This is a genomic window from Leeuwenhoekiella blandensis MED217 (genome assembly GCF_000152985.1).
Lineage (GTDB): Bacteria > Bacteroidota > Bacteroidia > Flavobacteriales > Flavobacteriaceae > Leeuwenhoekiella > Leeuwenhoekiella blandensis.
In genome coordinates this window covers 2,804,435-2,826,571 of record NZ_CH672395.1, presented here as the reverse complement: position 1 = coordinate 2,826,571, position 22,137 = coordinate 2,804,435, and the positions used below count along the sequence as shown (strand labels likewise).

13 protein-coding genes are annotated in these 22,137 nt (G+C 42.1%); 5 read left to right on the top strand and 8 right to left on the bottom strand.

Going from position 1 to position 22,137, the window contains the following annotated elements:
* The first annotated feature begins 77 nt into the window (after positions 1-77).
* Positions 78-770 carry a peptidoglycan DD-metalloendopeptidase family protein gene (locus MED217_RS12185; protein WP_009780827.1) on the top strand — a complete coding sequence of 231 codons (693 nt, stop codon included), beginning with the start codon at positions 78-80 and terminating at the stop codon, positions 768-770.
* On the opposite strand, the gene MED217_RS12180 is transcribed toward MED217_RS12185, so the two are convergent.
* Complete coding sequence (locus tag MED217_RS12180) at positions 767-1,612, bottom strand: AraC family transcriptional regulator (protein WP_009780826.1); 846 nt, start codon at positions 1,610-1,612, stop codon at positions 767-769. The genes MED217_RS12185 and MED217_RS12180 overlap by 4 nt on opposite strands.
* A gap of 336 nt (positions 1,613-1,948) precedes the next feature.
* On the opposite strand from MED217_RS12180, the gene MED217_RS12175 reads away from it, so the two are divergent.
* The 4 genes from MED217_RS12175 to eutB all read left to right on the top strand — a co-directional run bounded on the left by MED217_RS12175 (position 1,949) and on the right by eutB (position 11,252).
* Entirely contained in the window at positions 1,949-4,288 is a 2,340-nt protein-coding gene (locus MED217_RS12175; RefSeq protein WP_009780825.1) for an alpha-L-arabinofuranosidase C-terminal domain-containing protein, read from the top strand.
* Between the two features lie 12 nt (positions 4,289-4,300).
* A complete protein-coding gene (locus tag MED217_RS12170) occupies positions 4,301-6,997 on the top strand; it encodes a DUF5695 domain-containing protein (protein ID WP_009780824.1) in 2,697 nt (898 codons plus the stop codon).
* Positions 6,998-7,000: 3 nt separating this feature from the next.
* Complete coding sequence (locus MED217_RS12165) at positions 7,001-8,671, top strand: M1 family metallopeptidase (protein WP_040532797.1); 1,671 nt, start codon at positions 7,001-7,003, stop codon at positions 8,669-8,671.
* 241 nt (positions 8,672-8,912) lie between these two features.
* Positions 8,913-11,252 carry an ethanolamine ammonia-lyase subunit EutB gene (gene eutB / locus MED217_RS12160; protein WP_009780822.1) on the top strand — a complete coding sequence of 780 codons (2,340 nt, stop codon included), beginning with the start codon at positions 8,913-8,915 and terminating at the stop codon, positions 11,250-11,252.
* A 9-nt stretch (positions 11,253-11,261) separates the two neighbouring features.
* Here eutB and MED217_RS12155 read toward each other — a convergent pair whose 3' ends face one another.
* The 7 genes from MED217_RS12155 to MED217_RS12125 form a co-directional block, all read right to left on the bottom strand.
* Positions 11,262-11,873: a DUF1684 domain-containing protein gene (locus MED217_RS12155; RefSeq protein ID WP_009780821.1), complete on the bottom strand. Its 612-nt coding sequence runs from the start codon at positions 11,871-11,873 to the stop codon at positions 11,262-11,264.
* A gap of 72 nt (positions 11,874-11,945) precedes the next feature.
* Positions 11,946-12,713 (bottom strand): hypothetical protein, encoded by a 768-nt coding sequence (locus MED217_RS12150; protein ID WP_009780820.1) that lies wholly within the window; start codon positions 12,711-12,713, stop codon positions 11,946-11,948.
* Between the two features lie 186 nt (positions 12,714-12,899).
* Positions 12,900-16,142 carry a S41 family peptidase gene (locus tag MED217_RS12145; RefSeq protein WP_009780819.1) on the bottom strand — a complete coding sequence of 1,081 codons (3,243 nt, stop codon included), beginning with the start codon at positions 16,140-16,142 and terminating at the stop codon, positions 12,900-12,902.
* 33 nt (positions 16,143-16,175) lie between these two features.
* Entirely contained in the window at positions 16,176-18,875 is a 2,700-nt protein-coding gene (locus MED217_RS12140; protein WP_009780818.1) for a prolyl oligopeptidase family serine peptidase, read from the bottom strand.
* A gap of 179 nt (positions 18,876-19,054) precedes the next feature.
* Positions 19,055-19,540, bottom strand: a complete 486-nt coding sequence (locus MED217_RS12135) for a hypothetical protein (protein ID WP_009780817.1) — start codon at positions 19,538-19,540, stop codon at positions 19,055-19,057.
* A 209-nt stretch (positions 19,541-19,749) separates the two neighbouring features.
* Positions 19,750-21,078: a DEAD/DEAH box helicase gene (locus MED217_RS12130; RefSeq protein WP_009780816.1), complete on the bottom strand. Its 1,329-nt coding sequence runs from the start codon at positions 21,076-21,078 to the stop codon at positions 19,750-19,752.
* A gap of 171 nt (positions 21,079-21,249) precedes the next feature.
* Positions 21,250-22,128 carry a transglutaminase-like domain-containing protein gene (locus tag MED217_RS12125; RefSeq protein ID WP_009780815.1) on the bottom strand — a complete coding sequence of 293 codons (879 nt, stop codon included), beginning with the start codon at positions 22,126-22,128 and terminating at the stop codon, positions 21,250-21,252.
* Positions 22,129-22,137 lie beyond the last annotated feature (9 nt).

Here is a 22,137-nt window from a genome sequence, read left to right as displayed (position 1 = left end):
AATTATTTGAAAAGTCCGTTTCTGCCAAAACGGACTTTTTTGTTTTTTACTGCGGGCAGAATTGTATTTTTGGCGCGATGGAACACGCGCTTTTTTTAGACCGAATTGCAACACTTACTACCGGCTTTACCCCGGTGATCGATAGTATGTATACGGCTTCAGATTACCGATTTTTAGACCTGTCGGTTACTAATAAAATTTTAGAGGAAGTAGATACGAGTTCTGCGGAAGCCATTCAGCACTATATCAATACCTATCTGGCAAAAACCGGCGGTCGTGTGGCTTACGGAGGCTATCTGGAACAGCGCAGTATTTACGATCGCAGCTTGTATTTTCACAATGACAATCCCGATCTAAAACGGAATATCCATTTAGGAATCGATGTGTGGAGTGCGGCAGGAACTCCCGTTCTGGCTCCGGTAGCGGGTAGCGTGCATAGCTTTAAAGACAATACCAACTATGGCGATTACGGGCCTTGTGTGGTATTAGAGCATCACTTTGAAGACTTGCATTTTTATACCTTATATGGGCATCTTTCAAGAACCTCCTTAGAATCACTTAAAGTGGGGCAGGCTATTGCAGCAGGGCAAACGATCGCGCACTTAGGTACGCCCGATGAAAATGGAGATTACGGGCCGCATTTGCATTTTCAGCTTATAAAAGAACTGCAAGGCAATCACGGCGATTATCCCGGAGTGTCTACCTTAAAGAACCTTGATTTTTATAGAGCAAACTGCCCCGATCCTAATCTTTTGCTCAAGATCAATTAAGCAACCTGTAACCGATATTTTGACGGCGTGGTGTGTTTTAACTCTTTAAATTTTCGGTTGAAATTAGCGATATTCTGAAAACCACAAAGCTCTGATATCGCAGCTACCGAAAGCTCTCTTTCTTTATACAACAATTTACAAGCATGCTCTATACGCAGCTCGATCAAAAACTGTAAATAGGTTTTGTTGGTACGTCTTTTAAAATATCGGCAGAAGGCATTTTTGGTCATATTTGCGACCTCCGCGATCATATCGAGGGTGATGTTCTCCTGAAAATGATCTAAGGTGTATTGATACACGTCGCTCATACGTTTACCTTCAACATCGGTATATTTTTTATGATAGACAAAAGAGGATAAAGGTGTTTTTTCAGACTGCTGGATTAAATCAAGAATCTGTAAAAATGAAGCAAGACGCTCTATACGACTTTGATTTTTAAGCTTGGAGAATTTATTGATCAGTAAATCGGTATTCGAGGTGATTTTCATTCCGTTTTCTGCCTCATTGAAAAAACTGTCAATACCTGACATTTCGGTGAGTTTAAAAAACTCCTTACCAAAAGAATGTTTAGTAAAAAACAGCGTGTACATCACCGATTTGTCGGTAGCAGTATTATCGCTTCTAAAAACGTGCGGAACGTGTTCGCCAATGACCAATATATCGCCTTCGCGATACTCATTGATCGTATCACCCAAGAGGAGGCTGCCTGATCCTTTAGCAATGTAACTGATCTGAATCTCTTCGTGCTCATGTAACTTATCGTAAAATTTGAGTTCGTGGTCTTCTTGATAGACCAAGGCTTCTTTACCAGGTTTCGGTATTTTAAAGGGGAGAACTTTCATTTGTGCTTAAATCTGCTATAAAATTGACATAAAATTATAGTTCAAGTCAAGTCTAGGGGTAATATCGTATTAATATAGGTTAGATATAGATCATAAAACGTGTACTTTTAACATTTACAATTTTAAATTTGAGATAAATCGATTTAATAATCTGGTTTTACTAGGGTTGATACTTGATTATCGGCAAAGGTGTATTAGTTACATTTATAGAGTTAATATGCTATTATCTTTTGGTAACTTTAACAAAACGATTTCATTTTCAATTGTGTTATTTTAAGCATTTGAATTGGTTAGCAAAGCAAACTTACCAATGCCATATCTGTTAAATTTCGATTTATGATTAAATATACACTCGCTCTTATTGGCTTGAGCTTGTTTCTTTCTTGCCAGACAAAGCAAGAGCCAAGCCTTATCGATCTATCTCCTGATGCCAGTTCAACGTTTAAAGAAGCCGGATGGGAAACAGAATATTGGAGCAATCAAGAGAATTATTCAGACAGTACGTTCAAGGATACCGATGCCAGAGTTTTGGTGATCAATCACGACAGCTTGCAGATGGGACGCGTTTTTAAGAAAGTAAATGTAAAGCCCTACGCACAATATAAAGTCAGCGGATTTGTAAAAACTGAAAATGTCTCGACAGATAAACCCAATGCCGGAGCGGGATTTGGTTTAGGTAAATTTTCTTCTAAAACAGATACTGTTTTTACAGGTACTACTGCCTGGACACCGGTCGAAATGACGTTTAATACTGAAGGAGACGATAGTTTTATTATTGAATGTCTTTTAGGGAAAAACGCGCCTGCTTCAGGAACTGCCTATTTTAAGGATATCAAGCTTGAAGAACTTTCAGCAGAAACCCTAGAACCTAAAGTTAGCATCGATCTGGAAGCGCAAAAGGAACCGATGTCGCCGTATATCTACGGCCAGTTCATCGAGCATATGGGTAAATCTATCTATGGTGGCTTATGGGCTGAAATGCTAACCGACCGTAAATTTTATCATAAACCGGGAACCAGTAATTCTCCCTGGGCGACGAGCGTAGATACAACCAGAATCACATTAGATGCCGAAAACGGTTTTTCAGAAATGGCTTTACCGGTTTTTAATGTCAAAAATGATTCAGTTCTTATTTATCAGGACTCTATTTCATTATACGCCGATAAATCTTATATCGGTCGTATTGTTTACAAAGCTGACAACGGTGTTACGGGCGTCAAAATTGGTTTAGAAACCGCCAATTCATCAACTACTATAGGTTTAATCAATTCAGAAAGTACAGACTTTATTACTAAAGAATTTAAACTGAAACCGAAATCAAATTTTGGAGATCTTGCCAAGCTGAATGTATCTTTTAGTGGCACCGGGAAAGTCACGCTCGCCGCAATTTCCTTAATGCCGGAGGATAATATTGAAGGTTTTCGCCCGGATGTGATCGCATTGTTGAAAGAATTAGATTCCCCAATTTACCGCTGGCCTGGTGGAAATTTTGTCTCGGGTTATGATTGGAAAGATGGTATAGGCAATCCCGATGCACGCCCTACACGATATGAGCGCGCCTGGAATGGCTTAGAATATAACGATGTGGGTATTCACGAGTTTATGCAACTCTGCAAAATACTAGATGCTGAAGCCAATATTGCCGTGAACACCGGTTTGGGTGATGCAGCATTGGCAGCAAACGAAGTAGAGTATTTTAACGGTGCAGCTACTACACCTATGGGAAAACGACGCGCGGCAAATGGTCATCCTGAGCCGTATAATGTTCAACTTTGGGCGGTAGGAAACGAGATGTTTGGCGACTGGCAATTAGGCCATATGCCAATTGAAGAGTATGTGAAAAAGCATAACAAAGTAGCCGAAGCAATGTGGGCAGTAGATCCCGATATAGATCTCATCGCCGTAGGTTATCCCGGGGAATGGAATGATATGATGTATCAAAATACAGCTGAAAATATGACCTACATCAGCGAGCATTTTTACCGTCAGGATTGGCATGCAGGCGGTTTGCTCACGCATGTAAAGCAAATGCCGGATGCGATTAGAGAAATCGCAGAAGAACACCGTAGGGCTCGCAGGGAAATTCCGGGAATCGCAGATCGTGATATCAAGATCGCACTTGATGAATGGAATTATTGGTACGGTCCGCACGAGTTTGGATTGTTGGGAACGCGTTATTTCTTGCGCGATGCTTTAGGAATTGCCGCAGGATTGAATGAATTCTCACGCCAGTCTGAGATGTATTATATGGCCAATTATGCGCAAACGGTGAATGTGATCGGAGCGATAAAAACAACACCTACTGACAGCTGGCTTGAGGGAACCGGATTAGTCTTAAAAACGTACCGAAAAGAATTCGGTACTATTCCTGTTGCGGTTTCGGGTGCTCCAGAGCCTTTAGATGTTGCGGCTACATTAACCGAAGACGGAACATATTTAACACTTTCGGTTATCAATGCTACGCATCAGGAGTATCACTTAGCGCTTGACTTTATTACTGAAAATATTCCAACGCAAGGAACAGCTTTTGTGATCACAGGAGCCAACGATATGGTGTATAATGATGTTACACATAAAAACAGTATCTACCTCGAAGAAACTTCTTTTGAGTTGGAGCATAACAGCTTACAGGTCGCTAAGGAGTCGGCAGGAATCTATAAATTCAAATTAAATTAGAAATCAACGTATATGAACACGTATAAAAAAGCATTAAGGGTATTTACCCTTCTTTTTATAGGCATTACAGCAGGTGCACAAGCCCAGGAATATTGGGATAAAGTCAAAGAGCGAGAAGCGACTTTAGGTCTTGAATCAGGCTTTGAAACCTTAGAAACCGATCAATTTATACTCAAGTTGGTCAAGGCTTCGCAAACGGTGGCTTCCTTGGCTCCAAAATCAGATCCTGAATTTGATTTTACTCCTGGAGACCGCTTGGAGATCAGAGCCGGCAACGGACTCTACCATTTGGGAGATATCAATTTTAGATACCGCCTGGATGGTTCAGAAGATTGGAATACGGTCTCAACCGCGACTGCCAGAAAACCTGTGGAAGCGATAGCTAAAGAAGGCGCTTTGGCTGCTGCCAATTTAGCCAATACGTTGCCGGAAGAGCTTCCGCTTGGTATTACACGCTATTATACCGAAGCCGACGGCGACTTGATTTTGGCGTTTGATTTTCAGAATAAAACCGATCAACCTGTCGAGTTGGGCGCGCTGGGGATCCCGATGATCTTCAACAATATTTTAGAAGGAAATTCGCTGGAAGAAGCGCATGCTAAAAATGTATTTTTCGATCCATATATCGGGCTTGATGCAGGCTATCTCGAAGTAAAACGCTTAGACGGAAAAGGCAAAACTTTACTTGTTCTTCCTGAGAACAATATGCCATTTGAAGCCTATCGCCCGTTGCTTGACGATCCTTCGCCACGCAGCATTGTGTTTGAAGGTTTTCACGAGTGGATGGCCAATAGCAAGGCTTATGCTTCAGACGAATGGGAAGGTGTAAAGCAATGGAATACGCCAACGTCAGGTTTCTTAAAACCAGGCGAACTCAAAACATTTTCAGTACGATTGACACTTGCTCCGGAAATCAAAAAAGTACAACAACAACTGACGGAAAAAGATATGCCGGTGGCTGTTGGTGTTCCGGGCTATGTGCTTCCGCAGGATGTACAGGGAAAATTATTTTTAAAATATAATTCTGATGTAAGTAGTATCAAGGTGACTCCTGAAGGTGCACTTTCGGTTGAGAAAGAAGCAGATAGGAATGCGTATGATGTGTACACCGTTACCGGAAATCAGTGGGGAAGAGCGCGTGTCGAAATCAAGTACACGAATGGAAAAACACAAAGCATCAACTATAAAGTTATTAAGCCTGAAAGTGAATTGGTTGCTGACTTTGGGAATTTCTTGTTCGATAATCAATGGTTTGATGACGATGAAGATCTGTTCAACAGAGCACCTTCATTGATTTCGTATGATTATCAGAACAAGCGACAGGTGACGCAAGACGGAAGGGTTTGGATCGCCGGTTTGAGCGATGAAGGTGGCGCCGGAAGCTGGTTAGGCGGAATGATGAAACAATACCTTCAGCCCGATCAAGAACAGGTTTCAAAACTAGAAGATTTTGTAAACCAAACCGTTTGGGGCGTGTTACAAAATGCTGAGGGCGAACATAAATATGGCGTGCGTAAAAGTGTGTTGTATTATGAACCGGAAGAATTTCCGGCAGGCACGTATAACGACACGATAAATTGGAATACCTGGGCAGCCTGGAATAAAGAAGGAGCTGCAGATCCCGGTAGATCGTACAACTATCCGCACGTGGTTGCTGCCTATTGGACGCTCTACCGCTTGTCACGCTATTATGATAATCTGGTCACTCAAAAAGACTGGAAATGGTATCTGGAACAGGCGTATCAAACCACATTGGCGATGACTACTCAGGCTCCGTATTATGCGCAGTTTGGTCAGATGGAAGGAAGTATTTTTCTGCACGTACTCAAAGATTTAAAACGCGAGCAACTCACAGAAGAAGCTACCAAGCTTGAAGCCGAAATGAAAAAACGTGCCGATCATTGGGAGTCGCTGGCCTATCCTTTTGGTAGTGAGATGCCGTGGGATTCTACCGGTCAGGAAGAGGTGTATATGTGGTCTGATTATTTTGGGTACGACGCCAAAGCTGCGGTGACTTTGAGCGCTATTTTAGCCTATATGCCTACAATGCCGCACTGGGCGTATAATGGGAATGCTCGCCGTTATTGGGATTTTCTTTATGGTGGTAAACTATCGCGTGTAGAGCGCCAGATTCATCATTACGGTTCCGGACTTAATGCAATTCCTGTATTGGACAATTATCGGGAAAATCCTGAGGATTTGCATTTGTTGAAAGTGGGCTACGGCGGCTTGCTAGGCGCGGTTTCTAATATTACGGAAGATGGTTTTGGAGCGGCAGCTTTTCACAGTTGGCCTTCAACGCTAGAGATCGATTACCTGTCTGGCGATTACGGTTCTAATTTCTATGGTTACGCGATCAATTCTTCGGCGTATTTGGTTGAAGATGCAGAATTGGGCTATTTGGCCTTCGGCGGAAATCTTACAGAAGAAAAGAATTCGGTTACAATGCAATTAACGACCGCTGCTAAAAATGCGGTGTTTGTTCAGCCGTTAGCCTTGTGGATCACTTTAGATGCCGGAGCAGTTCAACAAGTTAGCTTTGATAAGAAAACGAAAGAGGTTCAACTTAGGCTAGCGCCTAAAACGGAAATCACACCGTTTGCTTATGTAAACCTTCCGGAAGAATATGCACTAGATTATGAGAAGGTGCGCGGTGCATATAAAATTCCGCTTCAGGCAAAACCGATCACACTTACCCTAAAACACTAAACATTGAATAGAAAAGTCAATTTGCTGACAGTCTTGGGACTTATTTTGAGTCTTTCTGTTGCTGCACAAGAATTTACAAGAGCCGATAGTTTACGCGGAAGCATTACTCCACAGCGGGCGTGGTGGGATGTGATGCGCTACGATATTGAGGTGCAACCCGATTATGATAAGCAGTTTACTTCCGGGGCAAATCAAATCACCTATAAAGTGGTTCAGGAAAAACATCCTGATGTGATGCAGATCGATTTGCAAGAACCGCTGGTGATCGACCGCATTCTTTTTGACGATGCAACCGAACTACAATTTAAAAGAGAAGGTAATGTGTATTGGGTCAATACACTTCCGCAGGAATTAGATTCTGAGCATACCGTAAAAATCTTTTTCAGTGGAAATCCGCACGTGGCGGTACGACCACCGTGGGATGGTGGCTGGTCTTTTTCTAAAGACGCAGAAGGCAGACCATTGATGACCGTTACGTGTCAAGGTTTGGGCGCTTCTATCTGGTATCCCAATAAAGATCATCAAAGCGACGAACCCGATCGTGGTGCTTCATTAACGATGCGTGTTCCTGATGCGTTGACTGCCGTGGCTAACGGTCGCTTACTGGATAAAACCGAACATCAAGATAGTACTACGAGTTATAAATGGGGTGTTGAAAACCCGATAAGTAATTATACGATCATTCCGTATATCGGGCATTACGAGAATTTTAAAGAGGTACATCCGGGTGTAAAAGGCGATCTTGATCTCAATTATTGGGTGCTGGATTATAACCTGGAAAAAGCCAAAGAGTATATGCCTAAAGAAGTGCATAATATGTTGAATGCCTTTGAGTATTGGTTTGGGCCGTATCCGTTTTATGAGGATGGTTACAAGCTGATAGAAGTAGACAATACCGGTATGGAGCATCAATCGGCGGTTTCTTACGGAAATTACTATGCCGGCGGTTATCGCGGTCGTGACGGCTCAGGCACCGGACTGGGTTTGACCTGGGATTTTATCATCATTCACGAAAGCGGTCACGAGTGGTTTGGCAACAACATCACCACAAACGACCTCGCAGATATGTATGTTCACGAAAGCTTTACCAATTACAGCGAGACCTTATTTATAGATTATAATTACGGTCCTGAAGCTGCAAATGAATATAATTACGGTATTCGACAAGGGATTGGCAATAAAACGCCTATTATTCCCGCGTATGGTGTAAATGCTCAGGGAAGTGGCGATATGTATCCTAAAGGCGGAAATATGCTACACAGCATTCGACACAGCATCAATAACGATCAATTGTTCAGAAACATTTTGGCCGGGTTGAATCAGACTTTTCATAATAAAACCGTTGATGGTAGTGAGGTACAGGATTATATTTCGCGCAAAGCCGACTTTGATTATTCTAAAGTTTTTGAGCAGTATTTGACTACGACCGAGATTCCAACTTTAGAACTTTTTGTAGATGCTGAAAATAGTCAAATCAAATACCGCTATGTCAACTGTATTGAAGGCTTTGATTTGCCCTTAAGTCTGGTTGGAACGCACGAAGAGCTGAAAATATTTCCGGTAGCGAATACCTGGAAAGCGGTAGATATTACGATGAAAAATCAATACCTGTTAACGCCAGATCGTATTGAAAAAATGTATTACCTCAATGTAGTTTTAGTCAAAGAATTATAAGCTTATTGATATTTAAAATAGCAGCCCTGAAGTCCGTAGGATTTCAGGGCTTTTTTTGTTTTGCCAAAGGGTAAAGACTTTACTGTTTGTCTTAGTTGTTTTGCTAAAGTGAAGCTTCGGTTTCTATAATCTCATTTTAGGCTTGGTATTTTGTAAAATCCATAAAATCAGTTTGATTTAACGCTTTGGCAACAAACTGCGGAAGCTTTTTTTCTAACTTTAAGAGAAGACAGGGAACACTATGGAAGCAATTTCTAGAAAGCATTTTTTAATTCAGATGGGACTTATGAGCACGGCAACACTTTTATTCAGCGGATGTAATTTTATTGGGGATGATGGCGAACCGCTAAAACGGGTTCAACTTCAACCTGCCAAGAAGGGCGAGGATATCTTTGCGTATTTGCAGCGCAATCAAGGCAAGATCGATACAGATCTTTATCGAAAGATCATAGGTGCCGCTAACGCATTTAAAGAAGGTGATTTGACTTTGGGACTTGCTGCGGCAGATGATGCGAGTAGAGCGACAGCCCGTGAATTGTTAGGGAATACCAAAATTGCTTCTATAGATAAACACCTGATTTTTCAGGATGCCTTGTATGATTTGGTGCGAGAAACCACAGCGACTGCTCCTCCCGAATTGGAATCTTTTAGCATTTTAGACCTTAAAACCTTTATTCTAGAACAAGCGGAAGCTGAGGTCAAACGCATTATGCCGGCTTTGAGCAGTGATGTGATCGGTTGCGTGGTTAAGTTGATGTCTAATGACGAACTTATTCTTGTAGGTCAAAAGGTTTTCAACCCGCTGGCGGGAAGTCAAATCGGTAGTAAAGGTTATCTAAGTGCTCGTGTTCAGCCCAATTCCCCAACCGATAATACCGATGATATTATCTGGCAGGTTTTTGATGCCTGGTCGTATGCGGTGGGAGATTTGGTACTTGGGACCAATCCGGTGTCTAGCGATCCGGTTTCCGTGGCAAAAATAGAAGCGGCGCTTTATGATATTTTAACCACTTTTGAGTTAGAAGATACGTTGTCTAACTGTGTGCTATCGCATATTGATGTGCAGGCAGAAGTAGAAGCAAAGCATCCCGGTACAACGGGAATCTGGTTTCAAAGTTTGGCAGGTACGGTTGCGGCCAATAAAACCTTTGACGTGAGCCTTGATAAAATGCAAGAGTATACCCGGCAGCGCAACGGGCGTTACGGTTTGTATGCCGAAACCGGGCAAGGTGCCGATTTTACCAACGGCCACGGATCAGGATTTGATATGGTGTTGCATGAGTCGCGCAAATATGGTTTTGTGAGAGCACTTCAAGAACAATTGAAAGCACAAAACCAGGAAGGTGCACAGCCGTGGGTACACGTAAATGATGTTGCGGGATTTATCGGCCCTGAAGTTTTTAAGACCAAAGAACAACTCGTACGCTGCTGTCTTGAAGATACGGTTATGGGCAAATTGCATGGCCTAACGATTGGCCTTGATATTTGTTCCACCTTGCATATGGATGTTTCATTAGAAGATTTGAGTTGGTGTATAGAACAAGTTATGCCTGCAAATCCTGCTTATTTGATGGCGCTGCCCACAAAAAACGACCCGATGCTGAGTTATCTCACTACCTCTTTTGCAGACCATGTGCGCATTCGCGAAAAGTTTGGTTACAAGATCAATGATGCGATGTGGGAGTTCTTTAAAAAGCTAGAAGTTATAGATGCCGAAGGAAAACCTACAGCGCATTTTGGTGATCCCAAATGGGTGTATTATAAGTTTAAGCAAGCCCAAGGCGATACGCGCAGCAAATCTGAAATTTATCAGGAAGCCGAAAATACCTTAAAAGAAATTCGAGATCGGGGAGTAGCGATCGCTGAAGGTTTTGGGGAACATGTTTGGGATTTGGATCCGGCATTAGAAGCCGAAGTTAAAAAGCTGTATGAAGACGCTAAGGAAAGTTTATGGACGCCAATGGATGCATCTTTTGCAGCTTCAATAGCGCAGGCTTTATTGATCAAAACCCGGTCAGAAGATCGAAAAGATTATGTATATCACCCGGAAAGTGGGGAAGAACTGTCATTCGACGCCACCCGAAAACTGAAAGAACTGCGCCAAAGTTGGAATCAGATTCCTGATGTTCAAATCATCATTTCAGACGGACTCAACGCCCGAGCTTTGATGGATGATGGTCATTTACTTCCATTTTTGAATACACTAAAAGACCAACTCCATAACGAAGGCTATACTACGAGTGCTAAAAATCTGGTGATCACCCACGGTAGGGTGCGTGCGGGTTATGCCTGTGGCGAACATTTGTTTGGAGCCGATAATTTTGCCGGGAACAAAGCAATTGTTCATATCATCGGGGAACGCCCCGGGAGCGGGCATCATAACTTCTCTGCGTATCTCACCGCCGCTCCGGCAGCCAGTTGGTCAAAAAAGCGTTGGGTAGATCACGATATCTCACGCGTAGTTTCCGGGATCTCTGATACGGCGCTGCAACCGGAAGAAGCCGCCAAACAAACCGTCGCGATCCTAAAAACGCTTTTAGCCAAAGACGTCAAAGAATTAGAAGCCATGAAGAGTGCTTAAACGAAAGACTTAATGCTCTTCAGGTCCTCGTATTCCTGCTTTTACTTCAAGTTTTAGATCATTGGCTTCCGGCGGAATGGGACACGAATAATTAGGGCTATACGCACAAAAGGGATTGTAGGCTTTGTTGAAATCAATCACAATTGTATTTCCTTCGGGGATTCTGAGATCTATATATCGACCGGCGCCGTAGGTTTCCACACCGCTGGTATAATCGGTAAACGGTAAAAAGAGATAGTCTTTATATTCCTCCATTTGGCGTAGCACGTGACTTTGATATATGGGTAATTGATAGGTATTCCCTTTCAGTTCAAAAGTAGCAAGGGCATAGGTATCATAGGTTTTAATGGCACCTGATGAGGTTGGAAATTGAATTTCTTCCGGATCTTCTATTTTTCGAAATTGCGCCATAACCCGATAGGTCGAATCGATAGGGTAGAAGCTATGTCCTTTAAATTCCTTTTGCTCTTGTGGAGTTAAGGGCGATTCTTCCGGATTTTTATATTCAGCATTTAAGTCGTTTTGAAACTGAAGGATTTCGGCTTCGTAAGAAGTTTGAGCCGATACGGTTTTACCAAAAATGAAGCAGAGCATCAGTACGCCTAGAAATTGCTTAAGCATTGAACAGAATTTTTAGATTTCAATGAGAAAGATAAGCACAATTGTTTCTAAAGCTAAATCTAACAGCCAAAATTAGTCGGTAAATCGCATCACGGTAAGTTGCGCAGCATAGGAAGCACCGGTAGGTCTTCCATTGGCGATGATAGCATTGATATAAAAAGCGGGTTGAAATGCAAAATAGACTTCATCACCTGCACTATAATATTTAACATCTTTAAAGGTAATGGGAGCTCCTATATTTTGATTGGCAGGTTCTCCTCCTGCCGGAATTCCGGCGTATATTCTTAAAATGTCAGTTTCAGTAGTAGTATCTGCTTTATTATTCTGCATATAAAAATTGATATAATACTTCAGGGCTTGATTCAAAGTTATTGACGTTTGAATCTCAAAAGTATAATAACCGTCTTCTGTAATTCTAAAATATTCATCACCGTTGGTTCCGGAAGGATCTATCACCTGGATAGCACTGGTTTTTTGGTATGCAATTTTTGGACTCACTAAATTTAAACGTAACTGTTGGCCTGCGTTGCACGGATTACAGCTGTTAAAAAATGGAATAAAAGGATCTGTAGTACCGTATTTAGCACTGAAGACAATTTCAGGAAACTTTACATCTTTTAGGATTTGATCTCGATCTACTGTAACCACATCTCCATTTTCATCAGTGGCCAGGACGCGCTGGGAAGCATCATTATCAACACCCGCCGGCGTATCGGTTATGCGCAAGCCACCTTCAATATGCAAGTCATTTTTAGGATCTGTAGTACCTATGCCTACTTGTGCACGAGTGGAAATCGTACTGCAAAAACACAGTACGATTAGAAGTAATAATCTACTCATTTTCATAATGATTTGGGAAATCTAAGATAAAAAGAAATCGATGTAAAATTTGAAAGTACAAGTGAATTTTTATTGCAATAGGCTGTTTTTTATGCTTTTACAAATTGAGGTTGGTTTTTATGTGAAAAGCAAAAAAAAAGTGTCTTAAACTTAAGTTTAAGACACTTTTTTCATTCGATCATGAATTTAATTTTTGGTTTTATCCGGATATTCCGGAGTGGTAAGCGACTTCGGCGGATTTTCTTCAAGCTGTTGTAAGATGATCTCGATCGCTTTTTCCAACTGTGGGTCTTTACCGGCGATGACATCTTTTGGAGTTTGCTCTACTTCAACATCTGGTGGTGTTCCTACATTTTCAATTCCGAAGCCTTCTTCATTGTAAAAGGCCACGTTAGGCGCAGTCACATAACCGCCATCAATGAATTCCGGATATCCTAAGACTCCCACGAGTCCGCCCCAGGTGCGTTTTCCTACCAGCGTTCCCAAGTTATTTCTTCGGAATAAATAGGGTAAATAATCTCCTCCTGAACCTGCCGTTTCATCAATAAGCATCACCTTAGGTCCCTGAATAGAAGCGCTTGGTGCTTTCATATCCTTACCATATCTGAAATTCCAATAACTCTGCATCGGTTTGTTTAACAGGTCGATCACATAATCTGCCAGTTGACCACCACCATTAAAGCGCTCATCAACAATGATGGCCTTTTTATCTGCCTGCGGATAGAAATAGCGTTTAAAATACTCGTGGCCCGCTGTTGCTGTATTCGGTACATAGACATAAGCTACCTGGCCGTCTGTGGCTTCGTTCACTTTCTTAATGTTGCCTTCTACCCAATCGCGATTGCGCAACGCACGTTCTGAAGCGATCGTGGTTACTTCTTCGTTATGGGCGTTGCTTCCATTGGCATTGCTAGACAAGGTAAGGGTCACAATAGCTCCGGCTTTATTTTCAAAAAAGCGGTAGAGGTTATCTTCACCGGTTACTTCTTTTCCGTTTACCTTAATGATATAATCGCCTTCGCTGGCATTTACACCGGGTTCGGTAAGTGGGGAACGCAGATCTGGATTCCAATTGAGACCACCGTAGATTTTAGTGATCTGGTAACGGTTGTTCTTGATCTCAAAATCAGCACCCAGTAAGCCACCGTTGATGTTCTCTTTTTCTACGCGAGAATCGCCTCGGTAATCAAAGCGATGATGCCCAACTGAAAGCTCGGCAAACATCCAACTCATCACGCGGTAGAGATCACTTTTTGCAGGAACATCAGGAAGGAATACGCTGTATTTTTCTTTCATCGCATCCCAGTCTACACCGTGCATTCCCGGGTCGTAGAAGTAATCGCGGTTTACGCGCCAGGCTTCATTAAATATGTTTTCCCATTCTTGTTTAGGGTCGATCTTAACCTTGATCGCATCAAAAGCCAACGGACCTAAATCTGATTTTTTCCCGGTGTCAGAAACAAACCAGCTTCCATTAGCGTAATAAAACATTTTCTCTCCGTTCGCAGAAATTTCAAAAGCATCCACTTCAAAGAGTTCTTCGTCTTTTTGTTCGCCTAAATTGTACAGATGTAGCATTGCAGGAGCATCATAGGACGGATACGAAATGTAATACAGCATCCCTTCTTTAGGAGCAGCAAGCGACATAAAATTCCCAGTGCCTACCGGGACCGAAACCATACGATCCATAATACCGTCCCAGTCAATTTTTAAAGTCGGTACACCTTCTTCTTTCTTATCTTCCTTTTGTTCTTCTTCAGCTTCGGCGATTTTTTCAACATCATTTTCCTTGGCAAAAGGCGATTTTACCTCCTTTTGAAGCGTGATTAAATACAAAGCATTAGACGAAGTCATATCTTGGTTAGACTGGTCAAACCAATTCACCACCGGACCGGCATCGGTAGAAGCGGTGAGATACAGGTACTTTCCGCTAGGGTCAAAGGTAGGTTCGGTCACGTTAGACAGGCCGTCAGAAATAGGATAAGATTTGTTTTCGCTAAGCGAATACACATACGCCTGTTCAAAGTTGGTATTGGTGATCAAGGTGTAGGCGAGCCAATTTCCATCAGCAGACCAGCTTCCGAATAAATCCCGGTACTCGCCAGGTTGATATAATACATCCTGAGCTACTTTTTGGGTTTTTCCTGTTGCTACCGTGGTGATGTATAGGTTTCTACCGTTATCTACATAAGCGATTTTTTCACTATCGGGAGACCAGTGTAGGTGCGCATAAAATCCGGTGCCATCAAGAGCGATCGCTTTGGCAGCATCGGTGCTGTTTTGATCTTTTATATGCAGCGCATACTCGCCGCTGGCATCAGAAAAATAAGCAATATGCTTGCTGTCTGGCGACCATGCTGGGAAAGTCTCGTGAACTCCGGGAGTTTGAGTGAGATTCACCATATCTCCTTTTTCTGAAGGAAGCGTTACAATTTCTCCTCTAAAATCGGCCACCACACGCGCTCCTGAAGGTGAAATACCACCGCTACGCACGTAATAACTCCCGCTTACAAAGCGTGGACGTAGCTCTAATAAATCAGTTGCGATACCGATTTTAAGGTTGGTAAGCTGCTTGGTTGAAGGATTAAAGGTGTGCAAGTATCCGGCTTGCTCTAAAATCAGCATCCCATCGCTGCTTGCTTCTAAATCTTCCAGACCAAAATCTTTAAAGTCGGTCAACTTACTCACTTGTTTTGAAGCCAGATCATAGGCATAGAGGTTGAATTCACCATCGCGATCGCTTCTAAAATACACGCTATTTCCTATAAATTCGGGTTGCGCATCGTTGCTTCCTGCTGCCGGTTTTGGGATTTCTACCACTTCTTGGGTTGCGGTGTCGTAGATGTAAATACGGGTTTGTGTTCCGCCACGGTAATGTTTCCATTGGTTGAAACGATCAGGAATTGGCGTATATGCGATGTATTTTCCATCTTCAGAATAACTCGCCCAATATGCATTTGGGATCTCCAATTCGGAAACCGGGCCACCACTCAAAGGCACCGTAAACAACGAAGTATAGCGATTGGTAAACAAGGTACGCTGCGAGGCGAAAACTACACTTTTTCCGTCTGGCGTAAAATCACGCGCAATATCCGGATAAGGGTGGAAGGTCAAGCGGGTAGGAACACCACCGGTTACCGGCACGCTGAAAATATCCATATTGCCATCATACTCTGCACTGAAGGCGATGGTTTTTCCGTCTGGTGAGAATATGGGATTTGATTCTACACCTTCATCAATAGTCAATCTGCGGGGTTGTGAACCATCGCGATTGGCCACCCAGAGATCTTCGGCATAGATAAATGCGATATGCGTGTTGCTAATTGCCGGCGCATCCATAAGTCGGGTGTCGGTCTGATTGATTTGTGCCATTGCGGTAACAGAAAGCGTAGCTGCAATAAGGCTTAACATGTGATTATTGATTTTCATATTTTGACTGATTTTCTAAAAATTCTGGATTGATTATTCTTTTACTACTCTAAAGCCTACGTGTTCACTCTTTACGGGTTTTTGATCGTAAGGATCTGCGAAATCATACGCACTATAATCATAAGTTCCTGTGTTGCTGTATTCGGCAACATTTCCTCCCAAATCATAGAGTATTGCTTCGCCAACTTTTACACTTTTATTAGAACCCACCGGCTTTAAAAGAGAATAGGTTAAACTGTTTACTTTTTGACTTAGCATCGCAGCATCATCAGCGGTAAGATCGTATCCTGCCCAAGTATTCAGGTTGTTTTGTCCTTTGGCGCTTTCGGCTGCTTTTTGCTGAAGTTTTTCAGCTTCTTTAGCATTGGGAAGGCGATAGGTTTTTCCGGTTTGTGCTGAAAGCCAAGTTACATAGTCTTCGGCTTCTGTTTTGGAAACTACAGCCGGATAATTGTCTTTTCCGGCATCAAAAGAGAAAGCTTCTTTGAATGTCTTAAACTGTGCATTAGTAACTTCAAAACGACCTAAACTGATGGAATCTTCTTTCACCTGAACGGTTTCGGGAATCAGTATTCCTTTATTTAAAACTCCATATAATCCGTTCTGTTGTTTCGCTTCTTCAAGCTTGAAAATTTCCGCCAGCGGACTGTCCTCTTTAAAGGCTTCGTTTTCTGTAGGTTTTTTATCAAAAAGATAGGTGTCGATCCAGGCGATCTCTTCTTTCATTTTGCGCAGCTGATGCGTGATCTTTCCTAAACCGTGAGGTTGCCCCGGGAACCATAAAAATTTCACCGGCGTTTTGCCCACCTGCTGTAAGCCGCGGTAATACTCCCAACCCTGATCGCGAGGTACTGCGCGGTCTTCGCTTCCGTGGAAAATTATGGTTGGGGTTTTAATTTTTTCAATCTCAAAAAGTGGCGATTTGATGAGGTAATTCTCGTTATAGGTTTTGCCGTTGGTATCGTCCCAAGGCGCACCGCCAAAATAACTCTGGTCAAAACTCACCCCAAACTGGCAGGTTCCAAAATCTGAGGTCCAGTTCACATCGCCGGCACCGGGAGCCGCGACCTTAAACATATCAGGATATTTGACCGTAAGCATTGTCGTTAGGATCGCCCCGTTAGACCAACCCATAGTTCCCATTTGATCGCGATCTACTTTCCCTTCAGCAACGAGTTTATCGATTCCCTTGGTGATATCTTCTAGCTCCGGTTCGTAATAATTGCCCTTGATCGCCTCGACATATTCTAAACCATGATTGCTTGAGCCGTGATAATTGGGCATCAAGACAAACATATTCTTCTGCGTTAGGATCGATGGATAATATGCCCAACTGCCCGACCATTCGTCGGTATCCTGACTTGACGGCCCACCATGAATATTGAGCATTAATGGATATTTTTTCCCTTCCTCATAATCGTTAGGATAGTATAAAATTCCGGTTACTTCATCACCGTTATAGCCCGTCCAGGTCATGATTTCGCTTTTCGGCATATATTTCTTTTCAAGCTTTTTATTGAGCGCGATAAAGGTTTCCTCGTTACTTACTTTATTTTTTTTAAGGTCTGCAACGAAGTACAGCGGAAGTTTTGAAGCGGTAGAGTAGGTGTAAACGATTTTTGAAGCATCGTCTGCAATTGCATTGAGACTTACGTGCTCGTTCTTGTCATCAAAATCCATTTCAGAACGCGACCAGCTCGTCCCTTTTTTGGTGTAATAGGCCAACTTCATTGTGGCTTTGTTGGCCAGGGAAACGATCACGTCATTCCCGGCCACTGTATAGCCGCCGCCAATACCAAGTTCCCAATCCAGATCTACCTTAGTCGCTTTTGCTGAAGCGATATCATAATAGTATAATTCTATAATCCCGGCGCCATTCCATTCGGGGTCTGAAGAAAATCCGGTGCCGAAATAAAATCCGCTATCATCTGCAGAGAATTGTACACTGTAAATAGGAAATTCAAAGTCTTTTAAGATCTGCTTTTTGTCGCCTGTTTTAAGGTCAACAAGATAGCTGAAGGGATCTTTCTGCGCATCGGCGCCGTAACTTAAACTGCGGGTGATGCTGTAGTACAGCCAGTTTCCGTCGTGCGAAAGTTGGTAGCCACGTATGGGTTTTGTGTTGTCGGTAATTCGAGTGATCTTTTTGTCTTTAAGATCAAAAGCATAAATATGACTCGGTTGCCAGTGGAGTGAATCTTCAATCACCTGCACATTGTCTTCTTTTTCTTCGGCTTCCACATCGTAGAGCGTTTTTCCATTTTTAGAGGTGAAGAATAAGGTGTTTCTATCTTTAAGCTGAATGCTTGAAATCCCGTTATCAAACTCATGTATTTCTTCGGCTTCGCCCCCGTAAAGGCTAAGTTTCCAAAGTTTTTTGCCTTTATCGCGCGAACTCAAAAAATAAAGCGCCTTGCTGTCTTTTGAAAAAATAGGACTGTAGTCATTCTCGTCGCCTTGTGTGAGTTGCGTAGTAAGGAACTTACCGTCTTCTTGAATACCCAAACGTGTCAAATAAAGATTAGCAACAAAGCGATCTTTTTTCTTTACCGCTTTACTTTTACTCCAGACCACCATATTTCCGTCTGGTGAAAATACCGGAGCGCGCATCGACTCGGTGTAAACAATGTCTTCAGGCGTCCAGGCTTTGGGATCTTTGGTGTCACTTTGAGCAAAGGACTTAGCACCAATTAAGAAACTGATAATGAAAACGAAAGCGTATTTTTTATTCATGTATTTATACTGCTGGGATTGAACAAAATAAGTGCTTCAAGTTACTAAAAACTTGTATGCTAAGCCTTTAAAATCGTGTACAACCCATAAAAAAGTCCGTTGAATGCGTTTTTCAACGGACTTTTATCTCTTAAATAAAACAGTGTCAGTGTACTGAAATGCTTCTGAAAATGGTTGAGTTAATTTTCAGGTTCTTGATTTTTTAAGATTTCCTGTTCTGCTTCGATCGTTTTCAATTGTGTTTTGATCTGGTTTAAACGTGCAGCGATCTCTTCGTTATTGGCTTCCATATCCAGCAGTTGCTGCTCCATTTGTGCTACAGAAATACTGTCTGACATAAAGTAGTCTTTGAGTTCTGCGTGACTTTCAATAATTCCTTTCAGCTTTGCTAAGGTTTCATTTTGCTGCTTTAGCAACATCTGATGTTTTTGAACATCTGCCATCGCCACAGAATCTGTCTCCTCTACATCTTTTAATTTTTCACTTAAGGTGCGGGTATCGGCTCTTACCGCTTCGTGAGAAACCACCATCGCCTCGTGTACCACTTCTAGACTATCTGTGTGCATCACAAACTCAAGATAATCATCGTGTAAGGCTTTGCGGGTGTCATCACAAGAGGTAAAGAGTATTGTAGCAAAAACGCTTAATACAAGGTATTTTTTCATAATAAATGATCCTTTATTTTACGATTAAAGGTACTCCAGAAAACACCGTATTTGCTGTTAAATAATCGTTAGAATTTAGGTGGAGCGTTTTTGGGTAGGATCCTAAAAAAAATCCGCTGCAGCTTAAGCGTAGCGGATTTTTTAAAATATAAACCGAATGTTTATTGGCAGCGCCAAAAGGTTTACTACTTTGAGGCTTGCCCTATAGTTTACTCTGACTTTGGTTTTGAGTTGAAACGTTTGTTAGGCCTTCCCGCGGTTTGCTTTTTAGGTCTGTTGCTGCTATTTTTATTAGTGTTTCGATTCCTGTTACGGTTGCGGTTTCTAGAGCGATTACGGTTGTTGCGTTTGGGTTGCTCTTGCTCGTTGTTTGCAGCAAGCTGGCCCGCTTCTGAAGCTTCATCGCTTAAAAACGGATGTTCTTCAATCACGTGTATTTTTTGCTTGATGAGCTTTTCAATATCCTTTAAATATGCGCGTTCATCTGTAGCACAGAATGAAATTGCTATACCGCTGGCTTTAGCGCGTCCGGTACGACCAATGCGATGCACATACGTTTCAGGCACATTAGGCAGATCGTATTGAATAACGAGCTCAAGTTCTGAAACGTCGATTCCTCGTGCTGCAATATCGGTAGCGACCAGTACGTGAAGCTTCCCTTCTTTAAAGGCATTGAGCGCTTTTTGACGCGCAGCTTGCGACTTATTCCCGTGAATGGCTGCAGCCTGAATGCCGGCTTTATCCAGCACCTTTACGATCTTATTGGCACCGTGTTTCGTACGCGAAAACACGAGCAAGGTTTCGGGCTTCTCGGTATCGATAAGGTGCTTCAGTAATTTTGCTTTATTCTTTTTACTTACAAAATATACCGCCTGATCTACGCGCTCTGCAGTCGGTTTTTCTGGAGCGATGCTTACTTTTTCAAAATCGCCCAAAATAAGCTTAGAAAGATCGATGATCTCTTTAGGCATCGTGGCCGAAAAGAAAAGCGATTGCCTTTTGTGCGGTACGAGTTTGAGTATTTTTTTAATATCGTGAATAAAGCCCATATCAAGCATTTGATCGGCTTCATCAAGCACCAAATATTCAATAGTGCCCAGATCTATAAATCCTTGTTTTACCAGGTCTAATAAGCGTCCCGGCGTAGCGGTAAGCACATCAACACCCTTACGCATCGCTTGTACCTGCGACGCTTGTTTGACTCCGCCAAAGATCACGGTACTTTGGATTCCTGTGTATTTGCTGTATTCTTTTACGTTGTCTTCAATTTGAATCGCGAGTTCGCGTGTAGGCGTCACGATGAGTGCTTTAAGCTTGCGCTTTCCTTTGCCTGAACCAACCTTGTCATAAATCTGTTGAAGAATAGGAATGGTAAAAGCAGCTGTTTTACCCGTACCGGTCTGTGCAGATCCCAGAAGATCTTTTCCTTTTAAAAGTATTGGAATCGCTTGTCGCTGAATTGGAGTAGGGTGGGTGTATCCTTTATCGGCTAAAGCCTTGAGGATAGGGTCAATTAGACCTAATTCTTTAAATGTCATATAGTATAATAAGCAGCAAAGATAGGGTTTATCTTGTTGCTCTATGGAAATTTGAAATTTAAATACATCCTCAGCCAGTAAATCTATCTTGATTAGTTTGAATATCGGAGATTGGGCTCGATTTAATAAAAAAGAGCTTTAGCATTGTGGTGTGGGATCCAGTTAAATGTGCTAAAGGCTGGTGATGCTAATCTTCTCGTTTACACTTATTTTTTCACCCCAATAGGTATAACTCCAAAAATGACCGTTGTTGAGTTTTGGATTATTCCTAAGCGTACTTAGTTGAATATAAGTAGGTCTAAGTTTGGTAAAGTCAATCGCATTACCGGGAGTGGGATCAAAACGTATCCAGCCATATTCTTTGATATAAGCCTCAGGCCATGAGTGTAAAGGTGTGTTATTATAATCAGCTTTATATCCATCTATTACACGGGCTGGAATTCCATTAATACGGCATAGAGCTACAAAAAGATCTGTAAATTCAGTACAGTCGCCTTCTTTTTGACGCAAAGCTTTTGCAGCGCCAATGTCTGCCGTATTAAAGCCTCCATATTTTAGCTTTTTTGATACAAATTGATAAATATTTTTCACTGTTCCCAAAGTGTCATTATCTTTTAATTTCTGAGCTGTGGAAGCAATTAAGGGATCTGATAATTCAATAAAACGTTCTTCGATCAAGAAGGAATCTAAAGGTGTAGATTGTTTTAGTTCTAGTTTGTTGGGATGTGCTAGATCAGTTTCTTCAAGAGCAATTGTATACTTAATTTTTAGCGAAATGGGCTTGTGTATACCGGTAAAGAGAAAATTTGCATACCTGCTATCTCCCTCTTCAATAATTGATGTGGGTGCAATAGAATATTTGATGTTCTTTATCTTTTGGATGTTGGGGATATCCCTTGGGACCAGACATCTAAATTTTATTTTTTTAGTCTTTGCTGAAGGTGTAATCATATAGGCGATCTCTACTTTTTGGGTGGAAGAGGTTTGAGCAAAGGCCCTACCGTGAAAAAGAATTAGAGATAAGATAAGTGCATATTTTAGAATAGTCATAAGCTGGCG